A 20,551-nucleotide genomic window follows, 5' to 3' on the forward strand; every position below is an offset into this window, starting at 1 on the left:
AGCGTCAAGCCATCGACGCGAGGGAGTTTTCCATGCTCTGGTACGCACGGGTCGGGACGGCATCGGCGGCGACAGTCGCGCTGGTCGCCGCCGGGTCGACGACGGTGTGGGCGCAGCCCACCGCGCCGAACGGGACGTCGCCTCCGAGGCCCGTGGCGCTGGTCGCCGGCTCGGGGCATTTCGTGTACGACGAGCCCAACATGGTGGGGCACCGGATCTGGTTCGGCGTCGCGGCGGTCACGACCGTCGACGGGTCGACGCGTGGCGAGTTCCGTTACCGGCATGCGCTGCCGGACGGCACCGAGGTTGCCCGGGGACGGGCCGACGTGACCTGCCTGCGGGTGGTCGGGAACGTCGCGGTGTTCACGGCGATCGTGCCCGACGGCGTCGACCCGGTCCGCAACCACGGCTACTACGTCAAGATCATCGACGGTGGTCGGCAGCCCGACGTGATCGTCGACGCCCAGACGCAGAACGGGACCCAGCCGCCACCCACCGGCTGCCTCGACCCCGAGACGGAACTGCCACCGGAAGCGCCCCCACGCCCCCGGTACCCGATCCTCACCGGCGGGTACGTGGTGCGCCCGTGAGCCCCCTGGCGCTCCCGCCCCACGGGGGTGACGGGGGCGCCAGGGCCCGCGCGGACGAATGTCGCCGACAGGCCACCTGCGCTCCACCGGCCGCGTGCATACTGCGTCGCGTGCTCAACCGATCCGCCTACCTCGACGCGCCCGCGCCGCTGGCGTTCGCCCACCGCGGCGGGGCCGCCGAGGGCGACGAGAACACCACCGTGGCGTTCGCCCGTGCCGTCGGGCTCGGTTACCGGTACGTGGAGACCGACGTGCACGCCACCGCCGACGGCGTCCCGGTGATCTTCCACGACCCGACGCTCGCGCGGGTCACCGGTGAGGCGGGGCGCATCGCCGACCTGAGCTGGGCCGACCTCGCCTCGGTGCGCGTCGGCGGCGCCGCCGTCGTACCCCGGCTCGACGAGGTGCTGGACGCCTGGCCGCAGGTCCGCTTCAACATCGACGTGAAGGCCGACGGCGGCGTCGCGCCGACGGTCGCCACCCTGACCCGGGTCGGCGCGGCCGACCGGGTGCTGCTCGCCTCGTTCAGCGACGCCCGACTGACCCGGCTGCGGGCGCTCACCCAGGGGCGCGTCGCCACCAGCCTCGGCATGCGGGGAGTCGCCCGGCTGCGGCTGGCCTCGCTGCACGGCCGGCCGCTGCGGCTGCCCCCGTCGGTGGTGGCCGCGCAGGTGCCGCCCCGCTACGGGCGGGTGCCGGTGGTGGACCGCCGATTCGTCGACTACTGCCACCGGCTCGGCCTTCAGGTGCACGTCTGGACGATCGACGATGCGGACCAGATGCACGACTTACTGGATCGTGGCGTGGATGGCATCATGACCGATCACGTCGGCGTGCTGCGCGACGTCTACCGCAGCCGCGGCCACTGGACCGCCTGACCAGCACCGAAGGAACCTCCGATGGCCGAGACCGTGACCCCCACGGTGACCGACACCCCGCCTCCGGCGAGCAGCCCCCGCGAGCGCCGAGGCTGGTACATCTACGACTGGGCGAACTCCGCGTTCCAGTCCACGGTGATCACCGTGTTCCTCGGCCCGTTCCTGACCACCGTCGCCGAGACGGCCGCCGGCTGCGAGCTGGGCGCGGACACCTGCGACGGGTACGTGCACCCGCTGGGCATCCGGGTCGCGGCCGGGTCGTACTACCCGTACCTGATCTCCCTGTCGGTGTTCCTGACCGTGTTCGCGCTGCCGGTCATCGGGGCGATCGCCGACCGGTCGGCGCACAAGAAACGCCTACTCGGCGGGGCCGCGTTCACCGGCGCCGGGGCGACCATCGCGATGGCCTTCGTCACCGGCGACCGGTACCTGCTCGGCGGCGCGTTGTTCCTGGTCGCCAACATCTCCTTCGGCGCCGCGATCGTGGTCTACAACTCGTTCCTGCCGCAGCTCGGCGGCCCGGACGAACGGGACGGCATCTCCAGTCGTGGCTGGGCGCTGGGCTACCTCGGCGGTGGCCTGCTGCTGGCGGTGAACCTGGCCACCGTCTCCCTGCTCAGCGAGGACGACAACCCGCAGCGCACCCTGGACCTGGCCCGCTGGTCGATCGTGTCCGCCGGCGTGTGGTGGGCGGCGTTCACCCTGGTGCCGCTGCGCTGGCTGCGCGACCGTCCCGTGACAGCGGCCGTGGCCGCGCGGGGCAACGTGCTCACCGACGGGTTCCGGCAGCTCGGGCACACCCTGCGCGAGATCCGGGCGTACCCGCTGACGTTGTTCTTCCTGCTCGCGTTCCTCGTCTTCAACGACGGCATCCAGACCGTCATCACGATGGCCAGCCAGTACGGCACCGAGGAGCTGCGGCTGGAGCAGAGCACCCTGATCGTCACGATCCTGCTGGTGCAGTTCCTCGCCTTCGGCGGCGCCTTGCTCCTCGGCGCGCTGGCCCGGCGCATCGGCGCGCGCAAGACGGTGCTGATCAGCCTGGTGCTCTGGACCGGTGTGATCCTCGGCGTGTTCTGGCTGCCCGCCGAGGCGCCGCTGCCGTTCATGGCGCTCGGCGCCTGCATCGGTCTGGTCCTGGGGGGCAGTCAGGCGCTGAGCCGGTCCCTGTTCAGCCAGCTCATCCCCGCCGGCAAGGAGGGCGAATACTACGGCTTCTACGAGATCAGCGACAGGGGTACGAGCTGGCTGGGCCCGCTCGCGTTCGGCATCGTGTTCCAACTCACCGCCTCCTACCGCGTGGGCCTGGTCTCACTGGTGGGCTTCTTCGTGGTCGGGTTCCTGCTGCTGTTGGCGGTGCCGATGCGCCGGGCCATCATCGCGGCCGGCAACACCCCACCACGGGTGCTCTGAGCACGTGCGACGCACCTGACAGATCCGGGCCGGTCGATCGGCTAGGCTGCCCGACCGTGACCGACGACGCCGCTGCCACCCCGACCTGCCTGGCCCACCCGTTCCCCGGCCAGCCGCACGCTCCCGCCGCCTGCGCGGCCGCGCGCGGGCTCGACGGGCGGCCGGTGCACGCCGCGGCGTTGAAGTTCTTCTGGGGGCCGATGGACTGCGGTAAGTCCACGATGGCGTTGCAGATGAACTACAACCACGCCCGGCAGGGCCGCCGAGGCCTGGTCACCACCCGCATCGACCGGTCGCTGGGTCCACAGGTCACCACCCGCATCGGCCTGGCCCACGAGGCCATCGAGGTCACCGACGACCTGGACCTGCGGGCGCTGGTGCGCGGGCGCTGGGCCGACGGGGTACGCGTCGACTACCTGATCTGCGACGAGGCCTGCTTCTACACCGTCGAGCACGTCGAGCAGATGGCCGAGTTGGTGGACAGCTACGACGTGGACGTGTTCGCGTTCGGCCTCGCCACCGACTTCCGGTCCTGCCTGTTCCCCGCCGCGCAGCGCCTGTTCGAGTTGGCCGACGAGGTGGCCCGCATCCAGGTCGAGGTGCTGTGCTGGTGTGGCCGGGAGGGGTTGCTCAACGCGCGGGTCGTCGACGATCGGGTGGTCCGCGAGGGCGAACAGGTCGTCATCGGCGACACCGTGGAGACCGCCGACGTGCGCTACCAGGTGCTCTGCCGGCGGCACTACCGCAGCGGCGACCTCGGCCCCCGCGACTGACGCGTCGACGCGGTGGCCGGCCGCCCCCGTGCTGGGGACGGCCGGCCGTGGTACGGGTGGGTCAGCCCACGCAGACCTGCTGCGCCCTGATGTTCCACGGCGTGGCGAACGCGACGATCTCCCGTCCGGTCGCCTCGGCGGTGTCCAGTGCCGGCCGGGGCACCAACGTCGCCACCGAGCCGGCCCCGGAGAGCCCGGTCAACACCGCCCCGACCCCGGCGGTCTGCGATCCCGCCGGGCAGGCCGGCGTCGTCACGGACTTCGGCGAGTTCGCGTTGAACGCGCTCGTCGCCTCCGTCAACGCCATCGCCGGCAGCGCGGTGGCGCAGAACGCCTGGGTCTGCAACGTGAAGTTGCCCGGAGCGCCGAACACGTACGCGGTGCTCGACACCGAACCGAGCGCCGCGGTGAACGCCAGCTCGTCGATCGCCACCGCGGCGTTGGCGTTGTCGATCCGGTACCCACCGCCGAAGGTCTTCTTGCCCGGCGGGCACACGGCGGTGATCCCCACCTTGTCCAGCGCGTTGCTCGCCGACGTGGTGGTGACCAGTTGCAGGCCGGACACCGCCCCGGCCGGGGCGCAGACCGCGAACGCGTCCACCGACCAGGGCACGTTCGTGGCGTTGGCCTCCACCCCGAACACCGTCACCGTACGCAGGGTCGCGTCGGCGTAGACCCGGGTCATCAGGACGTCACCCTGACCGTCGTTGATCCGTCCACCCGCGCCGACCACCTGGTCGACGCCGTTGCACGAGATGGTCATCGTCTTGGCGTTCGTCGCGTCCAGGACGCTCGTCGCGGCGACCCGGTACAGGCCGACCGACGCCTGCGCCGCTGTGCTCGGCGCGAGCAGCGTCGTGGCCGCCGCCACGCTGGTCAGCACTGCCAGACCAGCCAGTTTCCGGTTCATTGGATTCCCTCCACACTGCCTCGTCGACGGTCGACGACGGCGTTGCGACCAGACTCCGCACCCTGGTCAGGGCCCGGTCATCGGCGCGGACGCGGACGGCGTACTGACGCCACGATGACGGGCGGCTGCGACCCTGCCGGCGACGTCACCGTGGCGTCACCGGACTCCGGACGGGGTCCACGAACGGGAGGTCCCATCATGCGTATCCGAGCGGCGGCGCTGGCCGCCCTCCTGGTCAGCGGCGCTCTGATCGGCGTCGGCGGTGGCACGGCGTACGCCGACCCGGACGCGAACCCGTGCGCCTCCACCGCCGGCGACCCGATCATGGGCACCGAGGGCGACGACGTCATCTACGGCGGCGCCGGTCCCGACGAGATCCACGGGCTCGGCGGCAACGACACCATCTACGGCGGCGGTGGCGTCGACACGATCTACGGCGGCGCCGGCAACGACATCCTGTTCGGTGAGGGCTGCGGTGACACCCTCGTCGGCGGTCCGAACGACGACGTGCTGGCCGGTCTCGACGGCAACGACCATCTCAACGGGTCGCACGGCGCGGACCTGCTGATCGGCAAGGCCGGCGTCATCGTCTGGGGCGTTGCCACCAACGGCGACATCTTCGACGGCGGGGGCGGGGCGGACACCTGCGCCCAGGACGACAACCCCGACGCCAGCGTGATCTTCTACGCGTACGTGGACACCAACGCGGGCAACGAGAACCTCTACCCCTGTTGACCGGCCCTGGCGCGCAGCACATCCGGGTGCGGGGGCGGTGCGTCGATCGCGCGCATCGCCCCGCCCCACCTGTCGAACGCCCGCCGGGCCTCCCCGTGCCGGCCGGCCCCGACGAGCGTCGCGACCAGCGCCCGGTGCGCCCACTCGTCGTAGCAGTCGGCGTCGAGCAGCCGGACCAGGGTGGTCGCGGCCCGGTCGGAGTCGCCGTCGCGCCGGTACTGCCGGGCCAGTTCCCGCAGCGCCCGCAACCACATCGAGCGGGCCTGTTCGCGCAGCCCGTCGGCCCAGTCCTCGTAGGGCTCGTCGGTGAAGGCGTCCCCCCGGTAGGCGGCGTCCACGTCGGCGAGCACCGCGCGGGCCCGCGCCGGGTCACCCGCGCGGGCGAGCCGCTCCGCCCGGGGCACGTCGGCCAGGAGGGTCTCCGCGTCGACGACCACCCGGGTCAGGTCGACGCGTACGCCGGTCAGGTCGGCGCGCACGTACCGGTCGACGGGCCACCGCCGGGGCGGGTCGAGCACGGCACGCACGGCGGACAGCAACACCGACAGGCGGTGCGCGGTGCGCCGCGGCTCGTCGTCGGGCCACAGCAGTTCGCACAGCTCGGCCCGTCCCACGGCGCGGCCACGCCGGGCGACGAGGATCTTCAGCAGCGTGCGGGCCTGCCGCGACCGCCACGCCGGCAGCGGGACCTCCCGCCCACCGACGATGACTTCGAACCGGCCGAGCACCCGCACCTCGACGGTTCCACCGTCGACGGACAGCTCGGACAACTGCCGGCCGTCGACCGTCTCGATTCCGAGCGCCAGCAACCGGTTGGCCGCGGCCCGCGCCGCCGAGCGCTGCGCGGCGTCCGCGCCCGGCACCCGGCCCAGCAGGACGACTGTCCGTTCGGCGGCCGGACCCGCGCCCGCCGCCTGCCAGATCGCGCCGGCCTCCACCAGGGCGTCGCGACTCGCGGCCGGGTCGGCGGCGACCGCGGCGGTGAGTTCCAACGCCTCGGCCAACGCGTCGGCCTGCCGTCCGGTCCGGGCCGCCCGTACCGCTTCGGCCGCCCGCCGCCGGGCCACCTCCAGGTCACCTTCGGCGTACGCCACCCAGCCCGTCGCGGCCAGCGCGCAGGAGAGCAGGAACGCCGGCGCCAGCCGGTGTGCCTCGTCGGCGGCGGCACGGGCGGCGTCGAGGTCGGCGGCGTTGCTCTCGCAGCGCAGCCGGGCCAGGCCGGCCAGCGCCGGGATGCGTACCTGCAGGTCCCCCACGTCACGGGCCAGTTCGGCGGCCTCGGCGAAGGCGGCCAGCGCCTCCTCGCGCCGGCCGAGACGGCGACTGACCTCGGCCAACCCGTAGACCCCGGCGGCCGCCCGGTTGAGCCCCAACCGTTGCGAGACCAGTTTGGACCGGGTGAAGTGCAGGGTCGCCTCGTCGTAGCGGCCCAGCCGGACCAGCGCCTCACCCGCGTTGTGCAGGGCGGTCACCAGCACTCCGGGCGGGCCGGCGAGCTCCGCCGCGCGGACCGCCCGTACCGCGGTGGCCAGCGCCGACGGGTACCGGGCCTCCCGCAGCAGGCAGTGCGCCTGGTTGACCAGGACCCGCGCCTGCTGAACCAGGTCACCCGCGCGTTCGGCCGCGGCGAGGGCGTCGGCGAGGTGCCCGTCGCGGCGGGTGCCGGACGAGGTGAGCGCGGCCGCGATGTGCGCCGCCGCCAACGGGGCGTCCTCGTTCACCCGCTGGGCGGCGACGAGCGCGCGGGCCCCGGTGGTGACCGCGTCGTCGACCCGGCCGAGTTGGGCGAGGGTGCTGGCGCGGCAGGCCAGCAGCAGGACGTCGTCGGGGCCCGGTGGGGCGGGCGTCGGCGCGGCGTCCGCCCGGTCGAGCACCGCGAGCGCGCCGGCGTAGTCGGTCCGCAGGTACGGCACCATCGCGGCCCGCCAGAGCAGCCGCGCCGGCCACCGGCGGTCGTGGTCCGCCTGGGCCAGCAGCGGGGCGAAGACGCGCGACGCCCAGGTCACCGAGCCGGACATCCGCAGCGCGTCGCCGAGGATCAGTTGCAGGTCGGGGTGCTGCTCGGGCGGCGGCAGCGCGCTGATCAGGTCGGTGACGTCGGACGCCCCACCGCCGGCGAGCATCTCCACGCCGTGGCTGACGATCAGCGCCGCGCACCGGGCGGTGTCGTTCGCGTCGCGCAGGGCTCGGGCGGCGGCGAGGGGGTACGCGTGGGCGAGGTACCAGTCGGCGGCGGCGGACAACCGGCGGCGACCCGAGGCGTCCGGGCGGCCTTCCTGTTGGGCCAGCACCGCCGCGAGCACCGGTACCAGCCGCACCGTCGCGGCGGTGAGGTCGGACCGCCGGCGGGGTGAGCCACCAGCAACCCGGTGCGGGTCGCCCACCGCAGCGCCTGCGCGGTGGCGTCGGCTGGCGCGTCGGCGTCGATGGCCACGCACAGCGGCGCGGTGATCGGGTCGAGGTGGTGGATGTCGCCGAGCAGACGCGCCACCTGCGCGGGCAGGTCGGTGAGGATCTCGTCGCGGGCGAACTGCCCGCCGGCGGTGCCGGGTTCGGTCAGGGCCGCGAGCAGCTCCCGCCGGCCGACCCCTTGGCGGCCGAGCGCGTCACCGGCGAGGTGTACCCACGCCGGCCAGCCGGCGGTCAGCTCGTAGACCAGGTAGGCCAGGTCACTGTCGGGGACCGCGTGTTCGTCGCGCAGGATCCGGGCGACCTGGTCCCGACCGAGGGCGAGGGTTTCCGGTCCCCGGTGCACCACGGGTCCGGCACAGGCGCTGCGGGCCGCGTCGGCGAGGGGGTGTCGAGCGGCCAGCGTCACCGCGGGCTGACCCGGCAGCGCGCCCAACAGCCGCACCAGGGCCAGTTGCTCGTCCCCGGTGAGCGCGGACACCTCGTCCACGGCGACCCGGGCGGGCGGGTGCGCGTCCGACGGGCCGCTCGGGTGCGACAGCGCGTCGAGCAGATCCGCCGCCCGGTGACAGGCCGTCGGACCGTCCCCGCCGATGACCTCCAGGGCGGTGCTCTTGCCGTAACCGGGGGCGGCCACCAGCAGCAGCCAGCGCTGTGGTCGGGTCCGCCGGTCGGTTGCCATCACGTCGCCTCCACTCGGCCGAGCACCGAGGAAGGCCACCCGGAGGGCCGGTGACCCCACGCTAACCATCGTGCGGCCCGCCCACGGTGGCGTTGTCCGAGAACCGACGCAGTGCCGCCGGCCGGGGTCAGGACGGCTCTCGGGCGGCGGACCGGGCCCGCGACCGGTCGGCCACGATGACGGCGACGGTCACCGCCAACGCCAGCGCGGCGCACACCGCGACGGGCACTTCCAGCCCCACGCAGACCGGCACCAACGCCAGCAGCACCAGCACGGCGGTGATCCGGCTGGTCGGCAGGCGGCGCCACAGCAGCGCCTTGTAGGCGGCGTGCCCGGCGAGGAACAACGCCGGACCACCCAGGGTGAACAGCGCGGCGAACGGGGTGGTGGGCTCGCCGGGCTGCCGCAGCAACACCTCCGGGTGGTCCGCGAGGGTGAACAGGTCGTCATCGGCGACACCGTGGAGACCGCCGACGTGCGCTACCAGGTGCTCTGGCGGCGGAACTACCGCAGCGGCGACCTGGGCCCCCGCGACTGAGACGCCCGTCGTTCCGACATCCGGTCGGCGACAATCACCGCGGCCGTCACCAGCAGCGCCGCCCCGGCGGTGACCGCTGTCGGCGTGGCCAGCGCGACCGTCCCGGGGATCAGCGCGAGCAGCAGCAGCGTCGCCGTGACGCGGCCCGCCACCCCGACGAAGCCCAGAACCAGCTGGTAGGCGGCGTGCCCGGCCAGGAACAGTGCCGGGCCGCCGAGTACGACAAGCGCGTCCGCCCAGCCGACCGCGTGGCCGGGAGCGTGCAGCAACTGCTCGTCGCCGACCGCGGTGATCACGATGCCGCCCACCATCACCGGGTGCAGGTAGTTGAACACCAGCCGCGACAGCCGTCCGGCCCGTTCACCGGCCTGGGCCAGGGCTCGCATGACGGTGTCCGCCCGGTCGAAGTACACCCACCACAGGGCCACCGATCCCGCGAAGGCGAGCAGGAATGCGAAGATGCCCACCCGGTCCAGGCGCTGCGTCAACGTGCCGCCGGTGATGAGGATCGACTCCCCCAGCGCGATGAGGACGAACGCCTGGCAGCGTTCGGCCAGGTGCCCACCCTCGACCTCCCAACGTTCCGGGGTGCTGCGGCCCAAGCCGGGCACCGGGAATCCGGTGGCCAACCCGAGCGCGTCGACGGCGATCACACCGATCCAGATCACCTCGCGGGCTGGGGGGTCCACCAGGCCGCCGACGAGAGCCAACAACCCGGTGGCGGTGATCCAGACGACGCACTGGCGGAAACTGTCACTGACGTACGGCTGGCCGCGGATCGCCCACATGGCGAAGACCGTCCGACCGATCTGCACCACCGCGTGCGCTCCGGCGAAGAGCAGACCGTCGCCGCCGAACGCGGTGGGCAACGCCGCCGCGAGCAGCAGACTGCCCAGCGTCACCACCAGCAGCGTGGCGCGCACCGGCGCGCGGTCCGGGCGTAGCCAGTTGCCCATCCACACGGTGTAGATCCAGACCAGCCAGACCATGCCCAGCAGCACCGCGGTACGCCCCACACCCGGCCAGTCGAGGTGCGCGCTGAGGTACTGGGACAACTGGGTGATCGTGAAGACGTAGACCAGGTCGAAGAACAATTCGGTGGACGTGGTCCGCTCCACCCCGCGGCGGGGACGCAGCAACTGCGGGTGCGCCGGCCGGCTCACGACGTGCCCCGCCGGGCCCGCAGGCGATCCGCCATGATCACCGCGACGGTCACCGCCGTTGCCAGCGCCGCGCAGGTCACCACCGTGGCGCCCAGACCCACGCAGGCCGGTATCAGGGCCAGCAGCACCACCACAGGGGCGATCCGGCTGGTGGGCAGCGCCCGCCACAGCACCGCCTGGTAGGCGGCGTGCCCGGCGAGGAACAGCGCCGGGCCGGCCAGGGTGAACAGGGCGGTGACCGTGGTGGCCGTCGCGCCCGGAGCGTGCAGCAGCCGTTCGTCGCCGGCCGAGGTGACGACGATGCCGGCGACCATCACCGGGTGCAGGTAGTTGAACGCGAGCCGGCCCAGCGCCCCGGTACGCGTGCCCGCGCGGGCGACGACCTCCGCGGCGGCCGGGGCGGACCGCGCGAAGTACACCCACCACAGCGCCACCGAGCCGGCGAACGCCACACCGAACGCGCCGAGGCGCACCACGTCCACGTGTGACGTCAGGGTGTTGCCGGTGACCAGGATCGACTCGCCGAGCGCGATGAGCACGAACGCCGCGCAGCGCTCCGCCAGGTGCCCACCCTCCACCATCCACCGCTCCGGGCGGCTGCGTGCACGCCCCGGCAGGGGGTAGCCGGTCGACAGGCCCACCACCTCGAGCACGATCACGGCCGTCCACACCACCTCCCGGGCCGGGGTGTCGAGCAGGCCGCCGACCACCACGAGCACCGACGTGGCGGCGATCCAGGGCAACGACTTCTGGAACCCGTCGACCAGCCACGGATTGCCCTGCGCCGCCCACAACGCGAACACGGTCCGGCCCACCTGCACGCTGACGTAGACCACCGCGAAGAGCAGACCCATCCCGGCGAACGCCTGTGGGATCGTCGCCGACAACAGCAGGCTGCCCAGCGTCACCCCGATCAGCATCGCCCGTACCGGGCCCTGGTCCGGTTGCAGCCAGTTGGTCACCCAGGTGGTGTAGACCCAGACGAACCAGACCAGCGCCAACAGCAGCGCGGTGCGGGCTGCGCCACGCCAGTCCGGGTGCGCGATCAGGTAGTGCGACACCTGGGTGATCGTGAAGATGAAGACCAGGTCGAAGAACAACTCGGTCGAGGTGGTCGGCTCGACGCCCTGCCGCCGGCGCAAGAGCCGGGGGTGCGCCAGCTCCGGGGCCGGCGGCTCAGAAGGGGTCACCGCACACCCGCCAGTCGCCGCCCTCGCGGACCACCGGCAGGCGGCGTTCCTCGCTGATGCCGCCGGCGCGGGTCACCTTCACGGTCACCGTGCCGCGCGGACGCCCACCCTTGGTGGACACCGACACGTCGGTGATCTCGTAGTCGGTCACCATGGGCGGGGTCCGCACCCAACTGGTGAACCCGATCGCGCTCCACCGGGTCCGGGCGTCGGCGCACAGCCGCTCGTACGCACGATCGCTGTCACCCAGGGACACCTCGCTGAGGAACCCGTCGGCGGTCTCCCGGATCGGGCCGGCGGCCTGCCGCACGGTCTGCAGGTTCCACGCTCCCAGTCCGGCGACTCCGACGCAGCACAGCGCCATGCCGAACCCGGCGAAGACCAGCCCGGCACGCATCGGGCGGCGCCGCCGGGCCGGTCGGCTCCACGACTGGCCGGCACCCACGACTACCGACCGTAGAGAAAGCCGTCGCGGTGAGGCATGGCAAGCCGGAAACTGGGCCTTCTTTCGGTGCGGCGACGCATCGTCTACCGTCGGCGCACACCCCCGTAGCGTCAGGGAGCCGATCGATGAGCCGCTTCGTGCAGCCGGTACCACCCCCTGCCGACCCGTACGCCGGTGATGCCCTGCTGCGGTCCTGGCTGGAGCGTCACCTCGGGGCGGCCGGTCACGCCGCCGCGAAGGGCCGCCTGGCCGACCTGGCCGCCGATGTGAGCGGGCCGCTGCGCGCGGCGCACGCCGATGCCGAGGCGCACCCGCCGACGCTGGTCCGGTACGACCCGTGGGGCGCCCGCGTCGACCGCATCGAGGTGTCCGCCGGTTGGCAGGCGCAGCGGGCCGCCGCCGCCCGGCACGCGGTGGTGGCGCTGCCCTACCTGCCCGACGCCCGGGGCACCTGGGGCGCTGCCGCGCGGGTCGTGCAGCATGCGCTGCTGCACCTGTACGGGCCGGAGTCGGCGACGTTCTCCTGCCCGGTGGCGATGGCCGACGGCGCGGCGGCGCTGCTCAGCCTGCCCGACGTCGACGCGGGTGTCCGCGACGCGTGGCTGCCCCGGTTGACCTCCACCGATCCGGACACCGCGATCACCAGCGGGCAGTGGATGACCGAGTCGCAGGGCGGCTCGGACCTGGGCCGCTCCAGCACGATCGGCCGGCCGGCGGCGGACGGTTCGTGGCGGCTGACCGGGGAGAAGTGGTTCTGCTCCGCGGCCGACGCGGCGATGGCGGTGGCGCTGGCCCGTCCCGAGGGCGCCGGGCGGGGCAGCCGGGTGCTCGCTCCGTTCCTTGTACCCCGCTACGCGGTCGACTCGCCGCTGGCCACCGGCGCGGCACCGGACGCGCCCGCTCCCGGTGTCGTCGTGCACCGGCTCAAGGACAAGCTCGGCACCCGGGCGCTGCCGACCGCCGAGATCGGCCTGCGCGACGCGTACGCGGTGCCGTTGGGCGACCCGGCGGTGCCCGGCCTGGTCCGGGCCATGACGCTGGTCGTGGTGACCCGGGTGCACAACGCCGCCGCCGCTGCCGGCGGGATGCGACGGGGCTCGCCTACGCCCGCGCGTTCGCCGACGCGCGGCACGTCGCGGGCGGCCCGCTGTCGTCCTCGCCCCTGCACCGCGCCACGCTCGGCACCCTCGCGGTCGACGCGGCGGGCGCGTTCGCCCTGGCCGGGCACGCGTTCGCGCTGCTCGGGCGGGTGGAGGTCGGCGCCGACCCGGAGGCGGTCGCGGAGCTGCGCATCGTCGCGCCGCTGGCCAAGCTCGCCACCGGCCGGCTCGCCGTCAGCTCCGCCAGCGAGTACGTGGAGAGCTTCGGCGGCGCCGGGTATGTGGAGGACACCGGGGTGCCCCGGCTGCTGCGCGACGCGCAGGTGCTGCCGATCTGGGAGGGCACCACAAACGTCCTGTCCCTGGACGTGCTGCGCGCGTTGACCCGGGAGGACGCCGGGTCGCCGCTGCTGCGACGGCTGTCGGCCGCCGTCGACCTGGCCCGGCCGCTGTCGCCCGCGCTGGCCGACACCCTGGCCACGGTCGCCGGGCAGCTCCGCGACACCATCGTCGCGGTGACGGCCGACCCGGGCGCGGCGACGGTCATCGCCGGTGCCCGTGCGCTGGCGCTGCGTCTGGCGTACGCGCTGACCGCCGCGCTGCTCGTGGAGCACGCCGCCTGGGGTGACGAGCAGGCGGAGCTGGCGGCCCGGCTGTGGGCGCGGCGGTGGCTGCGGCACGAGGACATCGCCGAGGACGCCCACCACCACCTGGACCTGCTCTGCTGACCGGTCGACGGGAGCGGGGGTGACGGTCGCCGGCGTCGAGAAAAGTCGACGTACCTGACAGGAGTTGGCAGGTACGTCGGCGCAGACTGCACGCATGACGACAACCGCCGACCTCGCGATGGTCAACCTGGACAGCTCCGACCCTGCCGCGCACGCCGCCTTCTACCACCGGGCGTTGGGCTGGGAGATCACCCACAGCCAAGCCGAGTACGCCATGATCCGCAACGGCGGCGTGTCCATCGGGTTCGGCCTCGTCGAGGGCTACCAACCGCCGGCCTGGCCGGATTCGGCCGGGCAGAAGCGGTACCACCTCGACCTCTACGTCGACGATCTGGCCGTGGCCGAGAAGGAGTTCGTGGCCGCGGGCGCGTCGAAGCCGGAGTTCCAGCCCGGCGAGACGTGGGTGGTGCTGCTCGACCCGATCGGGCAGCCGTTCTGCCTCTGCCGCCGACCGCAGGGCTGACGCCCGGCCCTCGGCGCGTCACCCGTGGCCTGCCGTCCGGCGCGCCACGGGTGATGCCGCAGGGCTGACGCGGCGTTCAGCGCAACGGGCCGCGGGCCACCGCGTCGCGCATCGCCGCCGGGTCGCCGACCGGCACGTACTCCAGCCACCAGGTCGCCCCGGCGGCGGCCAACTCCCCGAGGTAGGCCCGTTCGGCGCGCTCGTCCGGGCGGCGGCGTCGCCCGCCGATCGCCACGTCGAACGGCTGGCCGTCGGCCCGGGTCGGCGGCATGGCCGCTGCCAGCTCGTGAACCTCGTCGGGGGTGAAGTCGGCCCAGCCGTCGGTGTCGGTCAGCTTGTAGGGCACGATGCCGTCGGCGCGTGCCGCGCGACGCCGCACCGCCCCGGCCTGGGTGCTGCCGCCGACCCAGACCGGCACCCGGGGCGACTGCACGGGCGGTGGCCGCAGCGCCACCTGCTCGGCGCGGTAGTGGGTGCCGTGGTGCTCGATCCGCTCACCGCTGAGCAGGCCGGTCAGCAGGTCCAGACCCTCGTCGAGCATCGCGGCGCGCACGGCTACCTCCGTCGGCTCACCGAACGCGGCCAGGCCCCGGTCAGCGGGGTCACCGACACCGACGGCAACCGTGGCCCGGCCGGCGCTCAGGTGGTCGAGGGTCAACACCTCGCGGGCCAGCTTCGCCGGACGCCGACGGGGCAGCGCCGTGACCGCGGTGCCGAGGCGCACCCGCTCGGTACGCCCGGCGATCGCCGTGAGCATCAGCCACGGGTCGTACGTGGACGGGTCGTCGCCGCAGTGGTGGATGACGTAGTCCTCCAGGAACACCCCGTCCCAGCCGGCGCGCTCGGCCAGCTCACCCAGCTCGACGAGGGTGGCGACGTCGAGGTCGTCGCCGCCGCAGGGGATCTCCAGGCCGTGTCTCATCCCCCGACCGTAGGGCGGGGGTACGACGGTCAGCCGCGCCGACGCGACCGGGCGGCCCACACCGCGTACGCCGGGTCGCGGTCGAGGTTGTGCCGGTCCCGGTCGTAGCGGCGGGTGGTGCGCGGGTCGGCGTGCCCCATGGCGTCCTGCACGTCTTCCAGGGGGACGCCCTCGGAGCGGGCGGTGGTGGCGAACGCGTGTCGCAGCGAGTGCGGGGACAGTCGCGCCCACGCCGGGATGCCGGCGGCCCGGGCGAGGCGGCGGACCATCCGGAACACGGAGTGCCGGTCGAGTCGTGCGCCGCTGGCGGTGACCAGCAGCGGCCCGGTCAGGTGGGTCACCGGCACGCCGGCGGCGGCGGCCCGCTGGGCCAGGTACGCGTCGAGGGCGTACGCGGTGCCCGGCGTGAGGGCGCGGCGGCGCTGCTTGCCGCCCTTGCCGACGAACCGCACGCTGCGGTGCCCGCGTTCGGTACCGAGGTCGGTCAGGTCCAGCGAGACCAGTTCCCCGACCCGCAGGCCCAGGTCGGCCAGGAGCGCGATGGCCGCCCGGCTGCGGGCCGCCGTCGGGCCGGTCTCGGCGTCGGCGGCGGTGAGCAGGGCGTCCACCTCCTCGGGGGTGAGTCCGATGGTGGCGGAGTGGTCCCGGTCGACGCGGGGGCGGTCCGCGCCGGAGACCGGGTTGGCGGGTACGCCACCGAGCTTGACGAGGAAGTCGTACCAGCTCGACAGGGCGGAGAGTCGGCGTGCCACGGTCGCCGGGGTCAACGGTCGGCCGCTGCGGGCCACGAGGGTGGACTCCAGCGTGCGGGCGTACTCGTTGACGTGCAGGAACGTGGCCCGCAGCGGGTCCAGGTCGTGTCCCGCGCACCAGCCGAGGAAGGCGGCGACGTCGCGCCGGTACGCGTCGCGGGTGTGCTCGGAGAGGCGACGGTTGCGCAGCCAGGCCTCGGTGACGTCCAGCGGCGCGCTCGGCAGGGCCGGTCGGGCGGTGGGGCGGGCGAGCATGGGCGCGTCGGTGGACACCATGTGAAAAAGGTTCTCAGCAGCGGATGGGATTGCCACGCAGGCGCGCCGACGGCCGGCCCTCGCAGCGGCGACATCGGGGTCGGCTACGGTCGCATCGTGCGTGCCAGCCGGCTGGTCTCCCTGCTACTGCTCCTGCAGGCCCGGGGGCGGATGACCGCTGGCGAGCTGGCCGATGCCCTGGAGGTGTCGGTTCGTACGGTGTACCGCGACGTGGAGTCGCTGGGGGCCGCCGGCGTGCCGGTGTACGCCGAGCGGGGCCCGGCCGGTGGTTACCGCCTGCTCGACGGCTACCGCACCCGCCTCACCGGCCTGACCGCCGGTGAGGCCGAGGCGCTGTTCCTGGCGGGGATGCCCGGCCCGGCGGCTGAGCTGGGCCTGGGTTCGGTGCTGGCCACGGCGGAGCTGAAGTTGCGCGCCGCGCTGCCGGCGGACCTCGCCGACCGGGGCGCCCGGCTCCGGCAGCGGTTCCACCTCGACGCGCCGAGCTGGTTCCGCGAACCCGAGCCCACACCACACCTGGCCGCACTTGCCGCAGCCGTCTGGGAGGACCGCCGGGTGCAGGTGCGCTACCGGCGGTGGAAGGCGCCTCGGGAGGTGACGCGCACCCTCGATCCGTTCGGCGTGGTGCTCAAGGCCGGCCGCTGGTACCTGGTCGCCGCGGCGTCGGGGCAGGTGCGGACCTATCGGGTGGCGGCGATCCTCGACCTGGCCGTGCTGGACGAGCCCGCCGAACGGCCGACCGGGTTCGACCTCGCCGAGAGCTGGCAGGAGCTGGCCGCACGCTACGAGCGGAGCGTCTACCGCGCCGAGGCGCGGGTACGGATGACGGTGGCGGCGCTGGCGCAGACGACGTACCTGTTTCCGCCGGCGATGAGCCGCGCGGCGCAGGAGAACGCCGGTGCGCCGGACGCGGCCGGCTGGGTCACGACGACAGTGCCGATCGAGTCGGTCCGCCACGGCTGTGTAGAGATGCTCAAGCTCGGCGCGCAGGTGGAGGTGCTGACCCCGACCGAGTTACGCGAGCTGGTCGCCAGCACCGCCCACGCCCTCGCCGCCCTCTACCCACCGTCCGGCGACGCGCTCCCCCGAGGACCGAGGGCCGGCGACGCGCCGGCCCGGGAGTCGAAGGCCGGCGACGCGCCGATGGCCGGCACCCCGGGGCGGGCGCCGGCCATCGAGGCGGTGTTCAGGCGTTGATCTGCCGTCGGCCGTTGCCGTTGGCGGTGATGGTGACCCGGCGGGGCTTGGCCCGCTCGGCGACGGGAATGCGCAGCGTCAGCACCCCGTGCTCGTAGCCCGCCTCCAGCTTGTCGGTGTCGAGGGTGTCACCGAGGAACAGTCGCCGGGTGAAGGTGCCCATCGGACGTTCGGCGGCGACCAGCTCGATACCGTCGCCGGCGGGTCGGCGGCGCTCGGCACGGACGGTCAGGACGTTGCGCTCGACGGTGCAGTCGATGGTGTCGGGGTCGACGCCGGGCAGGTCGAACGCGGCGTAGAAGAAGTCTCCGTCGCGGTAGGCGTCGAGTTGCATGGTCGCCGGCCGGGCTGCCGTACCGAAGAACTGCTCGGCGAGCCGGTCCACCTCGCGGAACGGGTCGGTACGCATCAACATGGTCATGCCTCCTCGGTTCTCCTGGCCGAAGGTGATGGTTGAGTCGAGGTGACTCAAGTTCCTCTTCTTATTTAGCGCCTTCCGAGCCGGCCGTCAACTCCTTCTCGAACCAGTGGTCGGCGTACGGGCCCCGCGAGTAGGCGGGGATCTCGACATAGCCGTGCCGGGCGTACAGGGCGCGGGCCTCGACCAGGTCGGCGCGAGTGTCCAGGCGGATGCGGTCCACTCCGGCCGCCCGCGCCCGACGCTCGACGGCGGCCAGCAGCGCCGCGCCCCCACCGGCCCCCCGGTGCGCGGGGCGGACGAAGACGCGGGTCAGCTCGGCCCAGTCCCGGTGCCAGCGCAACCCGGCGCAGCCGGCCAGATCCGCGCCGCGGTGGGCGAGCAGGAGCACACCAGTGGGGTACGCCAGGTCGTCGCTGGGCATCTCGGCCAGCGCGGCGTCGACCTCGCCGGGTCGGTCGGGGCGGCGGTGGTAGCGCACCACCATCTCCGTCATGTACTCGCGCAACAGGAGTGTCGCGTCCGGATGGTCGGGACGGACAGCGGCGGTCACCCAGTCGGGTCGAACGGTCGTGGTCACCCGTCGATCATCAGTGGCCGGTCAACGGGTTTTCGGTGTCGGTCCGCTGGTAGATGCCCTGCTCACGGGTGAGCAACCGCTCGTCCACGAGGTAGCGGCGCAGGGTGGCGTGGTCCGACGCGCCGCCGGCGCACCACGGCTTGAGCGCGTCGTCGACGGCACGCTCCGGATAGCGCGTACCCGGCTCGAACGAGCGTTGCGCGATGTGTGCCAGCAGCGTTCGCCGCCGTCCGCGCTGCGCCGGCATGCCGACCAGGACGTCCCCGCGCAGGAACGTACGCAGCACGGGGTCGTCGGCCGGCGCGGCGTCGTCGGCCGGGCGGCGCTCGCGCGCCGCGGCCCGCAGCGACGCCTCGTCGACCGCGAGCGCGCCGTCACCGCCGGTGATGAGGCCCGCGGCGGCGAGCCGACCGAGCCCGGTGCGCACGGCCCGCGTGGCCAAGCCGGAGCGCTGCACGACCTCGGGCACGCTTGTCGATCCCAACGCGACCGCCGCGAAGATCCGTCGCCGTCCGTCGTCGGCCAGGGCCCCGGCCAGAGCGTGCGCAGTCATGCCGGTCACCCTCCCATCGCGGTATGCGCGCCGCCAGGCAATTTCCGGGGTACGCGCCCGGGTCCACCATCTCTGGCCTGCCGGTCCTCATCTCGAGGTTGAAAAGGATCGGGTCAGCGGTCAGCGGTGGGCGTGATCGTGGTGAGAAGGCTGCCGCGGCGAGGTCACACCGAGAGACGCCGCGCTGGGGGCGCGGCTGCGGTGGGGTCGCGAAGACGCCTGACGCGTCGAAGGCAGGCGTGTCCGCGCGGACGAAGGCGGGCATCCGGACCTGGCGGGAACTACTCATGGTTTCGGCGATTCCAGGGTTTCGGCAGGAGGCGCCGAGGGGCCTCCTGGATCCAGTGGCGGGTAGCCGGTGTCTCCGGCTGGCGCGACGTCGCAGATCACGTCGCTGAAGGAGCCCGTACCGGTCCTGCGGTGTGGGCTTCGAGTGGCACGGCGGACGGAGGCGGGGAGGTCACTCGAACCCGTCCTCATCGCGCACGTGCGCCACTGGTCACTGATCCATGCGCGTCAGCATGGTCAACCCGTGCCTGGTGGGCAACGGATTTACCGCAGGGCTGCGCCCGCCCCGACCGTCCGGGTCTGTTGACCCACCTGGCGGCGGTCCAGAAGGAGGCCGAAGTCGACCTCGCCACGCTCAACCCCGACGTGGTGCTACCCGATCTGACTCCGCGTTTCGTCGGCTGGGCGCAGCCCCGCTGAGTCGATCGGCCCCTCGGTGCGCAGTCGCGCGTGCTGGTGCATGTCGTGCCAGCCGTCGGCGTGCCGCATCGACTGACGCGCCACCCCCTCCACGGCGAAGCCGCCCCGCGTGGCGACCCGGCACGACGCCGCGTTGGCCGTCGAGTGGTTCAGCTCCAACCGGTGCAACCCGGCCTGGGTGAAACTCCACCGGGTCAGCGCCTCCAGCGCCGCGGTGGCGATCCCCCGACCGCGCGCGTCGGGCAGCAGCCAGTACGAAATCTGCGCCGACCCTTCGGTCAGCAGCACTTCCCGCAGTCCCGTCTGGCCGACCGGCCGGTCGTCGCCGTCGACGATCGCGAAGCTCACGGCCGTCTCGGCACGCCACCGACCGGTCCACTGTGCCGTCCACGCCCTGGCCTCGGCGTCGTCGTCGAGTCGGAGCACGTGCCACCGCTGGATCGCCGGGCAGCCGAACGCCGCGCGTACGGCGGGGGCGTCGTGGTCGCGCCACGGCCGCAGCGCCAGCCCGGGGCGTACCGCAAGGTGGGGTTGTTCCTGGGCGGCGAGGCTCCCGGCGGGCAGGGCGGGCGTGACGAGCAGCGGCATCGGCCCATTATCGGCTGGGCGGCCTCACTCCCCGGTCGGGCCTCCCGCCAGCTCGGCGACCACGTCGAGGTGGCCCAGGTGACGGGCGTACTCCTGCACCAGGTGGAACAGCACCCGTTCCAACGACGCCGGGTCCGCGCCGTCCCAGCGTGGGCCCGGCGCCCCGATCTCGGCCAGGTCGTGCGCCGACACCACGGCGGTCGTGTGCGCGCCCTGCGCCCGCAGCGCCGCCACCAGGTCGTCACGGGTCTCGTCGGGAGCGACGTACCAGCGGTCGTTCCGACGGTCTCCCCACGGCTCGGCGACGTCCCGACCCTGAAAACCCCACTCGATCCAGCGTCGCTCGACGTGGCGCAGGTGCGTGAGCAGCTCCAGCGGCGTCCACCCGGACGGCAGCCGGCTGCTGCGCAGCTCCGCCTCGTCCAACGCCGACACCTTGGCCACCACCGACTCGCGGAAGTAGTCCAGGTAGCGCAGGAAGACCTCGGTGCGGCTGCCGGCCGGTGCGGTCGGCTCGGGGAAGGCAATCATGACCCGCTC

22 protein-coding genes and 2 pseudogenes are annotated in these 20,551 nt (G+C 73.7%); 10 read left to right on the plus strand and 14 right to left on the minus strand.

Annotated elements, in window-relative coordinates; all coding sequences use genetic code 11:
• Window positions 1-32: 32 nt before the first annotated feature.
• From ACQP03_RS17170 to ACQP03_RS17185, 4 genes are all read left to right on the plus strand, one after another.
• Complete coding sequence (locus ACQP03_RS17170) at window positions 33-590, plus strand: hypothetical protein (RefSeq protein ID WP_357394972.1); 558 nt, start codon at window positions 33-35, stop codon at window positions 588-590.
• Between the two features lie 110 nt (window positions 591-700).
• Window positions 701-1,468: a glycerophosphodiester phosphodiesterase gene (locus ACQP03_RS17175; RefSeq protein WP_357118681.1), complete on the plus strand. Its 768-nt coding sequence runs from the start codon at window positions 701-703 to the stop codon at window positions 1,466-1,468.
• Window positions 1,469-1,489: 21 nt separating this feature from the next.
• Entirely contained in the window at window positions 1,490-2,881 is a 1,392-nt protein-coding gene (locus ACQP03_RS17180) for an MFS transporter (RefSeq protein WP_433461099.1), read from the plus strand.
• Window positions 2,882-2,937: 56 nt separating this feature from the next.
• Entirely contained in the window at window positions 2,938-3,654 is a 717-nt protein-coding gene (locus tag ACQP03_RS17185; RefSeq protein ID WP_396833181.1) for a thymidine kinase, read from the plus strand.
• 61 nt (window positions 3,655-3,715) lie between these two features.
• On the opposite strand, the gene ACQP03_RS17190 is transcribed toward ACQP03_RS17185, so the two are convergent.
• Window positions 3,716-4,564: a hypothetical protein gene (locus ACQP03_RS17190; RefSeq protein ID WP_357118675.1), complete on the minus strand. Its 849-nt coding sequence runs from the start codon at window positions 4,562-4,564 to the stop codon at window positions 3,716-3,718.
• 198 nt (window positions 4,565-4,762) lie between these two features.
• Between ACQP03_RS17190 and ACQP03_RS17195 the strand changes: the two genes are divergently transcribed.
• Entirely contained in the window at window positions 4,763-5,299 is a 537-nt protein-coding gene (locus ACQP03_RS17195) for a calcium-binding protein (protein ID WP_357170104.1), read from the plus strand.
• Here ACQP03_RS17195 and ACQP03_RS17200 read toward each other — a convergent pair.
• The 3 genes from ACQP03_RS17200 to ACQP03_RS17210 form a co-directional block, all read right to left on the minus strand.
• Window positions 5,287-7,422 carry an AfsR/SARP family transcriptional regulator gene (locus ACQP03_RS17200; RefSeq protein ID WP_433461176.1) on the minus strand — a complete coding sequence of 712 codons (2,136 nt, stop codon included), beginning with the start codon at window positions 7,420-7,422 and terminating at the stop codon, window positions 5,287-5,289. The genes ACQP03_RS17195 and ACQP03_RS17200 overlap by 13 nt on opposite strands.
• Before the next feature lie 20 nt (window positions 7,423-7,442).
• A complete protein-coding gene (locus ACQP03_RS17205) occupies window positions 7,443-8,390 on the minus strand; it encodes a hypothetical protein (RefSeq protein ID WP_433461100.1) in 948 nt (315 codons plus the stop codon).
• Window positions 8,391-8,517: 127 nt separating this feature from the next.
• Window positions 8,518-8,805: a hypothetical protein gene (locus tag ACQP03_RS17210; RefSeq protein WP_433461248.1), complete on the minus strand. Its 288-nt coding sequence runs from the start codon at window positions 8,803-8,805 to the stop codon at window positions 8,518-8,520.
• A 3-nt stretch (window positions 8,806-8,808) separates the two neighbouring features.
• On the opposite strand from ACQP03_RS17210, the pseudogene ACQP03_RS17215 reads away from it, so the two are divergent.
• Window positions 8,809-8,928: pseudogene (locus ACQP03_RS17215) on the plus strand (thymidine kinase); the annotation flags it as partial.
• On the opposite strand, the gene ACQP03_RS17220 reads toward ACQP03_RS17215, so the two are convergent.
• Genes ACQP03_RS17220 through ACQP03_RS17230 form a run of 3 tightly spaced genes read right to left on the minus strand, consistent with a single transcriptional unit; the run spans window position 8,895 to window position 11,726 of the window.
• Window positions 8,895-10,091, minus strand: a complete 1,197-nt coding sequence (locus ACQP03_RS17220; protein WP_433461101.1) for a low temperature requirement protein A — start codon at window positions 10,089-10,091, stop codon at window positions 8,895-8,897. The pseudogene ACQP03_RS17215 and the gene ACQP03_RS17220 overlap by 34 nt on opposite strands.
• Window positions 10,088-11,281, minus strand: coding sequence for a low temperature requirement protein A (locus ACQP03_RS17225; RefSeq protein WP_433461102.1), 1,194 nt, complete (start codon window positions 11,279-11,281; stop codon window positions 10,088-10,090). Before ACQP03_RS17225 ends, ACQP03_RS17220 begins: the two co-directional genes overlap by 4 nt.
• Complete coding sequence (locus tag ACQP03_RS17230) at window positions 11,268-11,726, minus strand: Rv0361 family membrane protein (RefSeq protein ID WP_433461103.1); 459 nt, start codon at window positions 11,724-11,726, stop codon at window positions 11,268-11,270. The genes ACQP03_RS17225 and ACQP03_RS17230 overlap by 14 nt, the downstream gene beginning before the upstream one ends.
• Window positions 11,727-11,851: 125 nt before the next feature.
• On the opposite strand from ACQP03_RS17230, the pseudogene ACQP03_RS17235 reads away from it, so the two are divergent.
• The 3 genes and pseudogenes from ACQP03_RS17235 to ACQP03_RS17245 all read left to right on the plus strand — a co-directional run.
• A pseudogene (locus ACQP03_RS17235) lies at window positions 11,852-12,646 on the plus strand (acyl-CoA dehydrogenase family protein); the annotation flags it as partial.
• A 242-nt stretch (window positions 12,647-12,888) separates the two neighbouring features.
• Window positions 12,889-13,554: an acyl-CoA dehydrogenase family protein gene (locus tag ACQP03_RS17240; protein ID WP_433461177.1), complete on the plus strand. Its 666-nt coding sequence runs from the start codon at window positions 12,889-12,891 to the stop codon at window positions 13,552-13,554.
• A 94-nt stretch (window positions 13,555-13,648) separates the two neighbouring features.
• Window positions 13,649-14,017, plus strand: coding sequence for a VOC family protein (locus tag ACQP03_RS17245; RefSeq protein ID WP_357118657.1), 369 nt, complete (start codon window positions 13,649-13,651; stop codon window positions 14,015-14,017).
• A gap of 76 nt (window positions 14,018-14,093) precedes the next feature.
• Here the strand turns inward: ACQP03_RS17245 and ACQP03_RS17250 are convergent, their stop codons facing one another.
• Both ACQP03_RS17250 and ACQP03_RS17255 read right to left on the minus strand, forming a co-directional pair.
• Window positions 14,094-14,939 carry an LLM class flavin-dependent oxidoreductase gene (locus tag ACQP03_RS17250; RefSeq protein WP_357170089.1) on the minus strand — a complete coding sequence of 282 codons (846 nt, stop codon included), beginning with the start codon at window positions 14,937-14,939 and terminating at the stop codon, window positions 14,094-14,096.
• A gap of 29 nt (window positions 14,940-14,968) precedes the next feature.
• Entirely contained in the window at window positions 14,969-15,967 is a 999-nt protein-coding gene (locus tag ACQP03_RS17255; protein ID WP_357118651.1) for a tyrosine-type recombinase/integrase, read from the minus strand.
• Window positions 15,968-16,063: 96 nt separating this feature from the next.
• Here ACQP03_RS17255 and ACQP03_RS17260 point away from each other — a divergent pair, with 96 nt between their 5' ends.
• Window positions 16,064-17,164 carry a helix-turn-helix transcriptional regulator gene (locus tag ACQP03_RS17260; protein ID WP_433461105.1) on the plus strand — a complete coding sequence of 367 codons (1,101 nt, stop codon included), beginning with the start codon at window positions 16,064-16,066 and terminating at the stop codon, window positions 17,162-17,164.
• Here the strand turns inward: ACQP03_RS17260 and ACQP03_RS17265 are convergent.
• From ACQP03_RS17265 to ACQP03_RS17285, 5 genes are all read right to left on the minus strand, one after another.
• Window positions 17,154-17,579: an Hsp20/alpha crystallin family protein gene (locus ACQP03_RS17265; protein ID WP_357118645.1), complete on the minus strand. Its 426-nt coding sequence runs from the start codon at window positions 17,577-17,579 to the stop codon at window positions 17,154-17,156. The genes ACQP03_RS17260 and ACQP03_RS17265 overlap by 11 nt on opposite strands.
• 67 nt (window positions 17,580-17,646) lie before the next feature.
• Window positions 17,647-18,162, minus strand: a complete 516-nt coding sequence (locus ACQP03_RS17270; RefSeq protein ID WP_357170086.1) for a GNAT family N-acetyltransferase — start codon at window positions 18,160-18,162, stop codon at window positions 17,647-17,649.
• Window positions 18,163-18,172: 10 nt separating this feature from the next.
• On the minus strand, window positions 18,173-18,715 hold the full coding sequence (locus tag ACQP03_RS17275) for a DUF2087 domain-containing protein (protein ID WP_357118639.1): 543 nt from the start codon (window positions 18,713-18,715) through the stop codon (window positions 18,173-18,175).
• Between the two features lie 660 nt (window positions 18,716-19,375).
• The gene (locus ACQP03_RS17280; protein ID WP_433461107.1) at window positions 19,376-20,011 is read right to left on the minus strand and encodes a GNAT family N-acetyltransferase; all 636 of its coding nucleotides are present in this window, start codon (window positions 20,009-20,011) and stop codon (window positions 19,376-19,378) included.
• 24 nt (window positions 20,012-20,035) lie between these two features.
• Window positions 20,036-20,542, minus strand: a complete 507-nt coding sequence (locus ACQP03_RS17285; protein WP_357118633.1) for a DinB family protein — start codon at window positions 20,540-20,542, stop codon at window positions 20,036-20,038.
• Window positions 20,543-20,551: the final 9 nt, after the last annotated feature.

Origin of the sequence: Micromonospora sp. CA-248212, assembly GCF_050948405.1 — a bacterium.
In the GTDB taxonomy this organism is placed as follows: domain Bacteria; phylum Actinomycetota; class Actinomycetes; order Mycobacteriales; family Micromonosporaceae; genus Micromonospora.